General features: G+C 32.7%; 10 protein-coding genes. 2 read left to right on the top strand and 8 right to left on the bottom strand.

What is annotated here, in order from left to right; translation table 11 throughout:
* Positions 1–122 precede the first annotated feature (122 nt).
* Both BXU01_RS05665 and BXU01_RS05660 read left to right on the top strand, forming a co-directional pair.
* Positions 123–1,085: an SPOR domain-containing protein gene (locus BXU01_RS05665; protein ID WP_055094468.1), complete on the top strand. Its 963-nt coding sequence runs from the start codon at positions 123–125 to the stop codon at positions 1,083–1,085.
* A 126-nt stretch (positions 1,086–1,211) separates the two neighbouring features.
* Positions 1,212–1,658 carry a hypothetical protein gene (locus tag BXU01_RS05660; RefSeq protein ID WP_083692110.1) on the top strand — a complete coding sequence of 149 codons (447 nt, stop codon included), beginning with the start codon at positions 1,212–1,214 and terminating at the stop codon, positions 1,656–1,658.
* 42 nt (positions 1,659–1,700) lie between these two features.
* On the opposite strand, the gene BXU01_RS05655 is transcribed toward BXU01_RS05660, so the two are convergent.
* The 8 genes from BXU01_RS05655 to BXU01_RS05620 all read right to left on the bottom strand — a co-directional run bounded on the left by BXU01_RS05655 (position 1,701) and on the right by BXU01_RS05620 (position 14,239).
* Positions 1,701–2,459, bottom strand: a complete 759-nt coding sequence (locus tag BXU01_RS05655) for a hypothetical protein (RefSeq protein WP_083692109.1) — start codon at positions 2,457–2,459, stop codon at positions 1,701–1,703.
* Between the two features lie 93 nt (positions 2,460–2,552).
* On the bottom strand, positions 2,553–4,832 hold the full coding sequence (locus tag BXU01_RS05650; protein ID WP_083692108.1) for a helix-turn-helix domain-containing protein: 2,280 nt from the start codon (positions 4,830–4,832) through the stop codon (positions 2,553–2,555).
* Between the two features lie 99 nt (positions 4,833–4,931).
* Positions 4,932–5,513, bottom strand: a complete 582-nt coding sequence (locus tag BXU01_RS05645; RefSeq protein ID WP_083692107.1) for an OmpH family outer membrane protein — start codon at positions 5,511–5,513, stop codon at positions 4,932–4,934.
* A 683-nt stretch (positions 5,514–6,196) separates the two neighbouring features.
* Positions 6,197–7,045 (bottom strand): bifunctional 2-polyprenyl-6-hydroxyphenol methylase/3-demethylubiquinol 3-O-methyltransferase UbiG, encoded by an 849-nt coding sequence (locus tag BXU01_RS05640; protein WP_083692106.1) that lies wholly within the window; start codon positions 7,043–7,045, stop codon positions 6,197–6,199.
* Between the two features lie 98 nt (positions 7,046–7,143).
* Positions 7,144–7,608 carry an N-acetyltransferase gene (locus tag BXU01_RS05635; RefSeq protein ID WP_083692105.1) on the bottom strand — a complete coding sequence of 155 codons (465 nt, stop codon included), beginning with the start codon at positions 7,606–7,608 and terminating at the stop codon, positions 7,144–7,146.
* 267 nt (positions 7,609–7,875) lie between these two features.
* The gene (mnmG, locus tag BXU01_RS05630) at positions 7,876–9,747 is read right to left on the bottom strand and encodes a tRNA uridine-5-carboxymethylaminomethyl(34) synthesis enzyme MnmG (RefSeq protein ID WP_083692104.1); all 1,872 of its coding nucleotides are present in this window, start codon (positions 9,745–9,747) and stop codon (positions 7,876–7,878) included.
* Positions 9,748–10,439: 692 nt separating this feature from the next.
* Positions 10,440–10,859 carry an rRNA maturation RNase YbeY gene (gene ybeY, locus BXU01_RS05625; RefSeq protein ID WP_083692103.1) on the bottom strand — a complete coding sequence of 140 codons (420 nt, stop codon included), beginning with the start codon at positions 10,857–10,859 and terminating at the stop codon, positions 10,440–10,442.
* On the bottom strand, positions 10,856–14,239 hold the full coding sequence (locus tag BXU01_RS05620; protein ID WP_083692102.1) for a DUF4175 family protein: 3,384 nt from the start codon (positions 14,237–14,239) through the stop codon (positions 10,856–10,858). Before BXU01_RS05620 ends, ybeY begins: the two co-directional genes overlap by 4 nt.
* Positions 14,240–14,313: the final 74 nt, after the last annotated feature.

Raw genomic sequence — 14,313 nt, 5'->3', positions numbered from 1 at the left:
TCAGAAAAAAGATTAATTATCATAACTAATTGAAAATTAATTAACTGTAAAAATATTCGAATTGTTAATAAAAATTGTGAATAAAATTTTGATAACTATATTCGTTGCATAACTTTGTTACTATGAAAATCGAAACTTACATAGCACAGTTATTGTATCGTTATCAGTGTGTAACGGTTCCAGGGTTTGGAGCATTTTTAACCGAAATTCACTCGGCTCAGCTTAATGAAAGCACAAATTCGTTTTTTCCACCCAAGAAAATGATTTCTTTTAATAGCCATTTGAAAAACAATGACGGGCTATTGGCAAATCATATCGCAAACGGAGAAAAAACATCTTACGGTTTTGCTGTAAGTGCCATTGCTTTTGAAGTTCAGAGCTGGAAAAAAACCTTAGATGAAAATGGCACAATAAGCCTAAAAAATATTGGTGAAATTCGTTTAAATTCTGAGAAAAATATCATCTTCACACCAAATGATCAAACCAATTTCCTAACAAGTTCTTTTGGATTAAGTCCGTTTGTTTCACCAATTGTGAAAAAAGAAAATTTTGAGAAAAAAATCAGGGAAATTGAAGAAAGAGAGCCTATTGCCTTATTTGAAGAAGAAGGAAGATCTTCGAATTCATTCTTGAAATATGCTGCAATTTTTGTTTTAGGATTAGGAATTACAGGAAGTATAGGATATCCATTATATCAAAATCAAATAGCTACCAAAACACTTATTGTTGAAAGTGCTGTTCAGAAAAAAGTACAAAACAAGATTCAGGAAGCTACATTTTTGATTCAAAATCCATTACCAGCTGTAACACTTTCTGTAGATTCAGCAAAAGTAGAAGCTGCTGAAGAAAAAGCGATGCCTTATCATATTATGGCAGGCGCATTCAGAAGTGAGCAAAATGCAAGAAAAGCCTATAACCAATTGATTAAAGATGGTTTTAAAGCAAGAATGCTAGGCGAAAACAAACATGGTTTATTCCCTGTTTTATACGGAAGTTATGCTACAATGGCTGAAGCCGAAAAAGCACAAAAAGAAATTCAGAAAGGTGAAAATCCAGATGCCTGGATTCTAATTGAATCACTATAATATCAAAATCCTAATCCTTAACGATTAGGATTTTTTTTGTCTTATTTTGTCTTTAAAAAAACCTTATCTGTCCTCGTTTCTATAGTCGTAAATCTATTTTTGTTCCACACTTTTAAAGAACAAAAAATGAAATACACCCTAAAATTATTTCTTGTAGCGGTACTTATTCTAAATTCAAATGTTTTTATTGCACAGACAATATCAACTACTGAAAAAGCTCAGGAAATCGCACAGAAAAAAGCTGATAAAGAAGCACAAAAGGCAACAAATGATTACCGAAAAAAGCTAAGCGACGAGCAATCGACTTTAAAAAAAGAGCAAAAAAAGCTCGACAAGCATCAAAAGGATCTCAAAAATTCTGAAAATGATATTGCAGCTACCAACAAGAAAATCGATAAACTAGAATCAAATAAGCAAAAGCTGGAATCAAAGATAAACTCCAGTTCGATTTCTCAGGAAGATCTTCAAAAACAACAGATTAAATTAAAAGAGCAAGATCTTGAAATTCAAAAACTGAAACTAAAAAAGATGGAACAGCAAAAAAAACTGGATAAAGTAAAAGCTGAAAATTAAAACTAAAAAAGCCTATTTGTGTCTGCAAATAGGCTTTTTTGTTTATCGTGGAACAATTATCGCATCCTGATTAAGAATTTCTTTATCGCCCTGAGTAATAATTAATCTGGCGGGAGGTGAATCTTTTTCGCCCAAAACTATGATATCACAATCATACACATAGTTTCCTTTTTTAAATTCTATATGATGATTTCCTCCGCTTCCATCCTGAATCCATTTTCCGTTAGTGATAATTAAATCAGGCTTTTCAGTCATTTTTTGTTTGATTGACCACGAAGCATATCGATAATTATTATTCCCTAAATCATCAATTCTAATTCTGAATTTTGAAGTTTCCAGAATATAAACCGGTTCTTTAAATTTCGCAATAGACGAATGTACCTTCGCTTTGTCGCTTTTAATCAGTTTATTTTTTAAATCTTCCTCATATTTTGATTGATGATTTATAGTAATCAAACGACCATCTTCATCGATCCAAATACTGCCCTGATTTAGCATTATTCCGCGCCAGCCCACTTGTGACCAATCTTTTGCAGGATTAGATTTAATGATTTCATTTTTTAAATCGGCATCAAAAATCTGATCATATCTCTTTATAAAATCGGCCTTGTTCTTAACAGAAGGAATGGGATAATCTCTGTTTAAAGGATACCGAATAATATTTGCTACAGCCTCTTTTTTATTATTTTTTACGTTGTCTATAAACGTTTTAATAAACTTTTGATATTCTGGTTTTAAATCCTGTCCTACTGCGTTGTGAACAGAAAAAACAAGTAATGCTATGTATATCAGCTTTTTCATATTTCTATTTTACATAATGTTTATATAGTTTATCTCAAAATTTCATCACAAGGATTCAGAACAAATTCCAAATTTCGCGCCAAAAATCAAAAATCAATTTATACTGGCCTTGAACATTTTAAGTTCATCCCAGGTAAATTCATCTCCGTGTTTTTCTTTTAAACCGTTCAGAGATTCTTCCTGATAAAACTGAAAAGCTTCCCGAAGCGCCAGTATTTTATCGTACGGCAAAACATCTGAAATCTCTACTTTTTTAGCCTGGATAAGTTTAACCAAATGCATTTCGATAGTTTGCACTGTTAATTTACGAATTCTGGCAATATCCTGAATAGAATTTTTTTCCAGCCACAAATCGTGCGTTTCTTCTATTGTTGTTTTCTTCGCAGTCTTTGGTTCATTTTTATCCAGTTTTCTCGCAGTATAACGTACTACAGGCTCATCAGATTTAAAAATATCGGTATTCGACATATTAAATTCCTCCCGGATCTTCGCAATCTTGTCTAATTTATAGTTTTTAATCGCTGTAGACGTCAATTTTTCTTTACAGATGGTTTCACCAGCAACGACAATTTCTATTAGCAATTTGGCCTTCATTAAACGCAAAACAGCTTTGGTTTGCAAATCATCTAAAAAAGCAAGCTCTTCATAAAACTCTTTTACTTTTTTAAATTTCTGAATTTCCGCCATTTTATTCAAAAGATCCGTCACCAATTTGTCCATTGGCTTGAAAAAATAATCATATGCTGCCACTACCCTTTCCTGAACAAAAAAGAGATCTACCGTTTCTTTATTAAAAATTTTATTAAGCTGATGAACGAATTTTTGTGCCGGATCTGCCAGCGAATCTATTATTTCTAAACGTTTATGTGCCCAGGCAGCATGTTTTGATTTTTCTGAAGCCACTGCGTTTTCGTTATAACTAAAACGATGATTGCGCCATTCTTGTGCTAAATCTGCCCAATTAAAACTGTTAATCAAATAGTTATGAATAAAATTTTTAGTTTCAAAATGCAAAGAATGTTTCAGAATTTCTTCAGTCGCTTTATTCAAAGCATAATCCATAACATCCTGATCGTTCGAAATACCATTCATTTGCAGCGGAGAAAGCAAAATAAGCCCATTTAAGGACGTTAAACGCGATAATGCAACATATGCTTGTCCGGGCAAAAAAACTTGCGATACATCGAGCGCTGCTTTCTCAAAAGTTAATCCCTGACTTTTATGAACCGTTATTGCCCACGCCAATTTAAGCGGATAATGTGCAAATGTGCCTAAAACTTCTTCTTCGACTTCTTTGGTGAGATCGTTTACTTTGTATCGAATGTTTTTCCACTCGTATTTTTCAACCTCAATGGTTTTATTCTCTTCTGGAAAATGTATAAATATTTCTTCTGGTGAAAGTGATTTTACAACGCCCATTTTTCCGTTGAAATAACGCTTATCAAAAGACAAATCATTTTTAACAAACATGACCTGAGCGCCAATTTTTAGTTTCAGATTTTCTTCGACCGGAAAAATTTTCTCTGGAAAATCTCCCACAATAAAAGGCTGATAAGCAAATTCATTTCCGGCTAAATCGCCTATTGCCTGTTCGTTAATCGAATCGGCTTTAGCATTATGCGTTGTAAGTGTAATATATCCAGGATTATTTTTTAAATCAAAATCAGGTTTCACATATTGATTTAAAACATGAATATCCTGAGGCGTAATCTCATTGTTTCGAAGATTGTTCAAAACCGAAATAAAAGTATCATCAGACTGACGATAAATCTTTGATAATTCGATATATAAAGGCGGATATTGCTGAATTACATGCGAATGAAAAAAGAATTTTCCTTTGTAATAATTGCGCAAAGTTCGCCATTCTTCATCTCTGATTACCGGCGGAAGCTGTAATAAATCACCAATAAAAAGCACCTGAACTCCACCAAAAGGACGCGAATTTTTACGCACCGTTTGCATCATAAAATCGATAGCATCCAGTAAATCAGCACGAAGCATACTCACTTCATCAATAATCAAAAGCTCCATATTTCTGATCACATTACGCTTTACATTATTCATTTTAAAGTGTCGGCGCAAGGTTTCCTTATTCTCAAATTTAACTGTTTCAGTAAACTGAGAAGCTTCGTCATAAGATGGAATAAAAGCTGAAAATGGCAATTGAAACATCGAATGAATCGTTACTCCGCCGGCATTTAGCGCCGCAATTCCAGTTGGCGCCACAACTACCGTATTTTTGTGCGTTGTAGCAATGATTTCGCGTAAAAGCGTAGTTTTTCCTGTTCCTGCTTTACCAGTCAGGAAGATAGATTTTTGCGTTTGATTGATGAATTGTAAGGTGTAAGCAGCTGCTTCTGTAACGTTTTGCATTGGGCTTGTATTGAAAAACTAAAAGTATCGCATTTTTATAAAAGAAAAAACCTAAATCTTTACAGACTTAGGTTTTTAATTTAATTAGTTAGTTTGGTATTATTTTTTAGCAGCTTCTCCTTCTTTTACTGCTGGTTTTTCTTCTGTTTTCGGCTCAGCTTTATATTTGTCATTCAAAGCTTTAATGATATCTTTTGTAATATCGTATTTCTCTTCAGCATATAAAATTGATGCAGCATCACCAGTACCATAGATATAAGAATAACCGTTTTTCTTACCGTAATCCTTGATGAATTTTTTCACTCCGCTTACTAGAGAATCCATTTCAACACCACTTTCTTGTTGCAATTGTTGAGACAAAGCTTGTTGAGCATAACCCAATTGTTGTTCTCTTTTTTGCAATTCAGCACCTCTTTGTTGAGCCCAGGCTTGACCATTTGCTTGTGCCTGACTTTGAAAATTAGCAGCGTCTTGTTTAAAACGTGTAATCTCAGCTTGTAGTTGTCTTCCTTTTTCTTCGGCTTGAGCTTTGTATTTAGCTTCAAGGTCTTTTGCTTCAGTGTACTCTTTCATTAAAACTGAAGTATCTACGTAAGCTGTTTTTACTTCCTTAACTTCTGCGGTTTTATTACATGAAACGGCGAAAATTGAAAGTGCGATAATTACTAATGCTTTTTTCATTTTTTGAATTTCTATTTTTTTAATGTATTGAAGACAAAAATATAAAAAAATAAATAGCATCAACATAAAGTTTAAAAAATGGTGGAATTTTATGATATTGTTTTTATTTATCGAAAAAAAAATGTCAATAATTCAACACTATCAAAAGTGACTTCCATATCTTTTATTAGAAACACTTTCTCAAAAAAGACATATTTCATCTTTATTTAGGCTAAAAAGTCGCAAGAAACAGGCTTATTTCGCGTTTTAGCCGTTTTTTAAATCACAAAGTGAATGTTGAATGCTTTTTTTTTCATTTTTATGTTTTTGAAATTTATGACATCTAAAAAAGTCAAAAAATCATTTATTATTTTAAAATTTTTAAAACCGAAATTCAATTACCAACATTTTTTAAAATTCTGCTTTTCTGAAAATATAAAATCCAATTTTCGATAAAATTAAAATTCCTGACAATTTTCATCTTCATGATTTCAAAAATTTAAAATCAGAAAAATTCAGTCGCAAAACTTCAAAAAACACCCGTTTTTTATGGTATTGTTTTTATTTATGGAAGCTGTTTAAAGCATAAAAAACCACTATCGAAAGTGGCTTTTATAGCTTTAATTAGAGACGTTTTCTCAAAAAAGAGGATATTTCCCCTCACTTGAGCGGAAAAAGCGCCAGAAACGCGCTTATTTTGCATTTTAGCTGTTTTTCAAGACATAAATGTGGGATGAATACTCTTTTGTACTGCTCGCTTTTAAATTTGATTTTAAACCAACAAAAAATGCACTCACATAATTCATTTTCCCGGTTTTATATTTTTCGGATAATAGACTCACATAAAAAGAATCAAATTTCATCGGAAGCACTTTTTCTAATTTCATATCCACTTTTTCAAAAAGTGATTTGATGGCTTTTTTTGAAAAATGCCAAAAGTGAATTGGCACATCATAAGCTGCCCAAAAAGTTTCATAATGTTTTGCGTCGTATGATTTAAAATTTGGAACCGCAATAATTAATGTTCCAGTTGGTTTTAATAAACGTTTTAATTCCTGGATTTGCAATTCTAAATTTGGAACATGTTCTAAAACGTGCCACATGGTAATTACGTCAAATGAATTATTTTCAAGAGCACTAATTTCATTCACAAAAGAAATTCCTTTTTGTATCGCAATATTTTTTGCTCTCTCGCTTGGTTCTACTCCAACAGTTTCCCAACCGTCATTTTTTGTCGTTAATAAAAAATCTCCGGTTCCGGCACCAATATCTAAAATTCGTCCTTTTTGGGGTTGCTCACTATTAATCAAATTCAATTTATTTTTTAAAGCAATATTTTTCACAAAGTGATATGCTTTTTCAAATAACGATCGTTTGTTATCAGTGTGCGAAATATAATCTTCGCTTTCATAATATTTACCTAGATTTTCTAAATCAGGTTGCGGAGATGTAATCAACATATCTAAAGTTTCATCATAATACAATTCGAAAACTTCTTTAGATACAGAATGGTCTTTTACAGTAAGAAAATGTTTTTTGTTTAAAACGTCCATTTTTTAATTATAGGTATTTTGGTTTAATTTCATAGCAAACCCTAAAAGCAAAATTTTACTTTTAGGGCTTATTAATTTTTATATTTATTTTTTTTCTTCTAGCGTTTCCAATTTATTTTTACAGCCGACATTTTTTCATTTTCAATTCTTGTCTCTGCAATAATTGCAAAACCGTTTTTAATATAAAACGGCATTGGCGATTTATATAAATCTCCATTTTGTTTTACTTCATTTTCATGATCAGTAACCCAGCCATTCAAACAATCATTTTTACTTTTTATTTTATTCATCAAAAGTGATCCATTTCCTTTTCCTTGAATTTGATGATCTAAAATTATTGCAAACCAATTTTCATCCTCTCTCAAAAAAGTAAAAGTCCAACCCACAATTAGATCTGAATCATCAAATAATAAATAATGTTTTGTATTAGAAAGTCCATTTAAATACAAATCAAAATCTGCAATAGTTTTCAAATGTAATCTCGCAGGATATTCATTATTCCACAGTTCACGCAAAACTTCTTTTTGTCCTTCAGATAGAACTTTGACTTCGACAATTTTCATATTGGCAAAATTTAAATAAATAGTTTCACGTGGAACAATTTAATCATTTTTAATTATTCGGATTTATATCGTAGAGACGCACAGCAGTGCGTCTTGGTTCCAAAGATTAATTTGTATAATATATACTAGGCGTTAGATGCACAGCAGTGCATCTCTACAAAATACAAAATCGTAAATTCGTTTCACGTGGAACAATTCAATAAAACAGTCTCAGCATTCAGTATCCAGCATTCACTGAAAACTAAAAACTGAGACTGATCACTTTTCTTACCTTCCCATATAAATCAACAATACGGAAATATCACTTGGTGATACTCCGCTTATTCTTGAAGCTTGAGATATTGTTACAGGACGAATCTTGCTCAATTTTTGCTTTGCTTCAATCGACATTGATTTGATTTTATTGTAATCGAAATTTTCCGGAATCTTCACTTCTTCTAAACGAGTAAGTTTATCAGCGTTATTTCTTTCCTTTTCTATATAACCGGAATATTTCACCTGAATTTCGGCTTGTTCTAAAATCTCCTGATCTACATCATTCGATTCAATATACTCCTTTACTTTTTCAAACTTCATCATATCCTCCAAATCAATTTGCGGACGTGAAAAAACTTTAAACATTTTATCACCTTGCGTAATCGGAGCTGTTTCTTTCGCTTCCAAAATTGGATTTGTTTCAGCAACCGAAACACTTGTTTCTTTAAAGAACGCAACCATCTTTTCAGATTCGTTTAATTTCTTTTCCATTCTGCGTAAACGAGCTTCAGAAGCTAAACCAATTTCATGCGACATTGGCGTTAATCTAAAATCTGCATTATCCTGACGCAACAAAGTTCTATACTCCGCTCTTGATGTAAACATACGATATGGCTCTTCCGTTCCTTTCGTAATCAAGTCATCAATCAACACTCCAATATAAGCTTCGTCACGTTTTAAAATCAATGGCGCTTTTTCGTGCACTTTTAAATGCGCATTTATTCCGGCCATCAATCCTTGAGAAGCTGCTTCTTCATATCCTGTTGTTCCGTTTATTTGTCCGGCAAAATATAAACCTTCAACTAACTTTGTTTCCAAAGTATGTTTCAATTGCGTTGGCGGGAAATAGTCATATTCGATTGCATAACCTGGGCGGAAGAATTTCACTTTCTCAAAACCTGCAACAGAACTCAAAGCTTTAAACTGAATATCCTCCGGAAGCGAAGTCGAAAATCCGTTTACATAAACTTCACAAGTATTCCAACCTTCCGGCTCAACAAATAATTGGTGACGTTCTTTATCAGCAAAACGATTAATCTTATCTTCTATCGAAGGACAATATCTTGGACCAAGACTTTTAATCCTTCCGTTAAACATTGGCGAACGATCAAAACCTTCTCTCAAAATATCATGAACATCCAATGACGTGTATGTCATATGACAAGATCTTTGATGCGTTAACGGAACGGTTAAATCCGAATAAGAAAACTTATCCGGTTTCGCATCTCCTTTTTCTTCGTTCATTTTAGAATAATCCAAAGAACGTCCATCAACTCGTGGTGGCGTTCCTGTTTTCATTCTTCCTGATTCAAATCCGGCTTTCACCAAATCTTCGGTAATTCCTGTTGCGGCACTTTCACCTGCTCTTCCTCCTCCGAATTGTTTTTCTCCGATATGAATCAAACCATTCAAAAAAGTTCCGTTTGTCAACACAACAGATTTAGATCGAATCTCTACTCCTAGCGAAGTTCTGATTCCTTTTATCTTTCCGTTCTCGATAATCAAACCTTTCACCATCTCTTGGTAGAAATCCAGATTTGGAGTTCCCTCCAACATCATTCTCCATTCTTCGGCAAAACGCATTCGATCACTTTGAACTCTTGGCGACCACATAGCAGGTCCTTTTGATTTGTTCAACATCTTAAATTGAATTGCCGTGCGATCGGAAACAATTCCCGAATATCCACCAAGCGCGTCAATCTCACGCACAATTTGTCCTTTTGCAATTCCTCCCATCGCTGGGTTGCAAGACATCTGTGCAATGTTCTGCAGACTCATGGTAACCAATAAAGTTTTTGATCCTAAATTTGCGGCCGCTGCCGCGGCTTCAGATCCAGCATGACCTGCACCAACTACAATAACATCGTATTCTTCTAAAAACATTTTGTTTTATTATTCTCTGCAAACCGTTTAAGGCGATTCTCAGAATTACTTTTTAACTCCTTTTTGTTCCACGTGGAACGGCGCTAACGCGCAAAATTCAAATTTTCAAATTCAAGAACACAATCTATAAAACCTAGATTCCGTCTTAAACGACATAAATCTGTTCCACGTGGAACAGATTACACAAACACATTCTTCAATCTTTCTATCAAAATTTCCAGAACGAAACTTCTGTTTCACGTGAGACATTCTTGATTCGTTCGAAAAAAAATTCAATTCAACAATTCAAAACTCAGTATAAAAATCAAAATACTGCTGATTTCAAAATCTCAAATTCAAATCTCAGAATTCAAAAACTGTTCCACGTGAAACATCATTTTTGCAATTTCAAATTTTCAAATACATCCTGTTCCACGTGGAACGATTTAAAAAATGAATTTTCGAACAAGAAAAACCAAAATCAAAACCGATTATTTCATGTTCCACGTGAAACACTTTATACTAAATCTTAAAAAAAATCAAGATTAAATCCCTATCGGTTTTTCTAAAATTATACTTAAAAAGTTCCACGTGGAACACTCTAATTTCAAAATTTTAAATATATTTCACGTGGAACCTTTATAAAATCTATCAATCTAGATGAAAATGTTTCACGTGGAACACAAAATTCTAAATATTCAAAAGTGGTTTAATTACTGTTCCACGTGAAACATTGCAATCTTATCATCCTCTTTTGAACGCATAAGTTCAGCTTCAGAATCACTCTTATCTTTGTATCCACAATAATGTAGTATACCGTGAGCAAGAACACGTTTCAATTCTTCGATAAAAGAAACATTGAAATCCTTAGCATTATCTTCTACTCTTTCAACAGAAACAAATATATCTCCGTTTAATTCATTACCAACTGTATAATCAAAACTGATAATATCTGTTAGTGTATCGTGATTTAGATATTCTACATTTATCTTATGAAGATATTCATCATCACAAAAAATGTAATTTATCTCACCTTCGTTTTTGTTTTCAGACACGATTACAGCACTTAACCAATCTGCAAAGGCTTGTTCGTTGTCTAAAGTAAATTCGGTTTCGTAATTAAAATTGATCATTTTGTATTAAAATATTCTTGAACCTTTTGATTAAAATTCGAGCGCAAAGGTAGTGATTGTCTGTTTAATATCTCAACACTGTTTAAATATTCCAAAAGTGAACTAGGTAAAGCATTCGTTCTATTAGAAAATTCAGCCTTGTTAGTTTCAGATTGACGCTTTGTATCTTGACCTTGTTGCTGAACTGCATTGTTTAATTTTAATAATTCTTGTTGAATATTAAGGATACGTTGTAAGTTCTCATTCTTAAATCCTTTATTCAAAAGTTGTTTTTCAGAAGCTTTCATTTGGTCAATTACAGATTTACCCTGCGAATCTAATCCTTGTTTAGCTAATTCTTTTTGCAAAGCTTCACGAAGTTTTACTTGCTCTTTATAAATTTCCATGATAGCTTCAGCATCTCCTTCTCCATCATTACCATCTTTTCCTTCATTACTTTTTCCACCGCTTTTATTTCCTTGACCATCTTTACCTTCACCGTTTTTACCTTGACCTCCTTTTCCCTGACCTTGCTTGCCTTCACCAGATTTTCCTTGTTGACCTTCGCCTGGTTTATCTCCTGGTTTGTCACCAGCTTTCATTCCCTCTTTCATCTTATCTGCTAAGCCTTTTTGTTTTTGAATAATATCCGGTAATTGCATTCCTTGTCCGTCACCTGGTTTTGGTTTTCCTGATCCTGGTTTAGACATAGACATTTGCATATTGTTTAATAAATCACTTAAAAAATCAGCTAATTTATTAGCAGATGAAACAGCATATTGTTGATGCGAAACTCCTTTAGGAACCTGAACATCACTTAAAGTTTCAATGGCTTTATCTATATTGTATTGTACATTTCCAATTTCTTTGGTAACATCTTCGGCTACTTTTGGGTTACGAAGAGACAATGCAAACAAACTATCATCAACATGTTTAAACTGTTGTTTTAAATTTTGTTGTGTTTTAATATTTCTGGTAAATGCTGATGAACCTAATTTCATTGTTTTAAATTGTTTCATCACATCTTCCTGAGATAACGAATAAGCTAAAAGATTATCCAGAACCTGACGAAGCATGGCAACATCTTCCTCTAGTTGTTCTTGTTCTCCACCTTCCATACTTGAATCCATTTGCTCAGCCATACTTTTCATTTTCTTGGCTGCACTTTTTTGTTTTGGCTTAGCCGAAGATGAATTCTTTTTACTCAGTTCTTCAGAAGCTTTTTGTAAATCATTCTTCAAATCCTTTTCTTTTGAAGCATCATTCGGAATATCCAAAGGCGCTTTTAAAGTTTTATTTTCTTCTTTCAGATCTTTTAAATCTTCCTGAATTTTATCAAAAGCTTTATTAATCTCGTCTTGTTTATCCTGAGTATTTTCTTTTTCTTTATTCGAAAGTTGTTCCTGTTGGTCTGCTAACTTCTTTAATTTATCTGCAACTTGTTCTGCTTTTTTAGATACATAGAAACGTTTGGTTAGTTCAACTAATTGTTCCAAATTACGAGATTGGTTCTTACTGATCTGTTTGAACTTTTCCATTTTATCAAACAACTCTTCGCTGTTTAATTTATCATTTAAGTTCTTCAATTCATCCATTAACTTCTGATTTTTTTCTAAATCTTTCTCTGCATTATCTAAACGCTTTTGTAAATCATCAGCAGTATTGTCTTTCTTTTCAGATTGAAATTTATCAAGATTCTTGTTCATTTTCTCAGCGAATTGCTTCATCAACTCGTCTTGTTGTTTCTGACGTTTGATAAAATCGTTGACTTTTTGCTGATCTTTAAACTCTAGATTATCTTTCTCTCTTCCTGCTTTCTGAATCTTATCCATTTCAGAAAATTGTTTTTCCTGATTTTTTAAAGACTTCGATAAACTATTTATATTCTGGTTTTGTTGTTGCAATTCCAGATCATGAACTTCATCTGTTGTAGAAACACGATCAGAAAAAACAGAAGACTTTGTACTCTTAAAACCATGTGGTGCATCATTATCAAAAACCTCAAAATAGTATTCGTAAGATACTCCTTCCTGCACGGCAAGATTACTTGGAAAGTTAAAAACAAACTGATCAAATACTCCAGACTTCACTGGAATGGTTCCACGCTTGGCAGTGTTTAGTTTGTTGCGTTCGTAATAAACAACCTGTAATTTAGACAAACCGTAGTCATCTCCTAACCTACCCAAAACATAATTCTTATCCAGTTTCAAACTGTCCGGAGCTGGCGCAACATTGATTGTTGGATGCTGGTCTTTGATAACTGACAGCTGATAATTGAGTTTTTCGTAATTTTTTACTTTATTATTAGAGGTAAGAATTTGATATTCTGTATTTTGACTGATATTTTTAGCTAATTTAAACTCATTTTCGGCCTTATTGAACTTCAAAACTGAGTTTTCATCCTTCCAAACAATCTCCTGAGTCGATTGCGTATTCATTTTCCAAGTCACCAAAGTTCCTTCCGGTACAATTGCATTTCCAGTTCCCTGAATAGTTTCTGATTTCTTTTTCAGATAAGATGGAAAATTCAACACCATTTCAAAGTTGGCAATTGACGGAACGGTGATTACTTTTAATTCATATTCTTCAGATGAAACTGAATTTCCTTCAAAAGAAAACTCCACATTCGAAACTGGTTTTTCAATCTTGAATTCAAACTTTCCAGGTTGAGATGATTCCATAAAATAACTTTCATTACCAATATGAATCATTACATTTTCCGGAACAACATTACCAACTGATTCCATTTTGATAACGAAATCTTTGTTTTGTTCTGTTTGCAAATTCGCATTTAGAACTACAAATTTAAAAGGTGCAGGTGGCAAAAATGTAGCATTAAAATGCACTACTCTATTTAAACTTTGAGAAATTACATTACTATTTCCTGAAATATAAAATACAGCAAAAAGCAAAATTGGAATGATTGCTAAAGGCAAATACTTCTTATTGTTTTTAAAATTGATCGCATTTCCAAAAGGAATTGGTTGCAATGAATTTGCTTTTTGCTCTATCGAAGCCAACATCAACTCTGAACTTTCTGCTGAATTCTCAGACGCTGACAATTGCAAAAAGTTAGTTAGCTTATCACTCACCTCTGTGAAATGATTTCCAATAATTGCCGAAGCCTGATTATAATCGATTCCTTTTTGAAGTTTGAACAACTTAAAAATTGGGAATAAAATAAATCGGAACAATAGAAAAACTTCTACTCCTATAAATATCCAAAATAATAATGTTCTTCCTAATGGTTTTAACCAAAGAAAATATTCAATAAAAAGCGTAAACAGAAAGTACAATAATCCGAAACCAATAAAAAGAAGTCCTCCTTTTATCAATTCATTCGTATAATATTTCTTTATAAATGCTTCTAGCTTTTGGTATATAGCAGATGTTGTTTTCAATGTGAATCTGTTTTATTTATAACCCATAAAAGTAGTAATTTTAATTAGATAATTCTCAATGAGAAAATTAGTCA

The sequence above is a fragment of the [Flexibacter] sp. ATCC 35103 genome (assembly GCF_001975985.1).
GTDB lineage: Bacteria > Bacteroidota > Bacteroidia > Flavobacteriales > Flavobacteriaceae > Flavobacterium.
The sequence above is the reverse complement of the archived record's forward strand: the minus strand, read 5'-3'. Positions and strand labels throughout refer to the sequence as shown.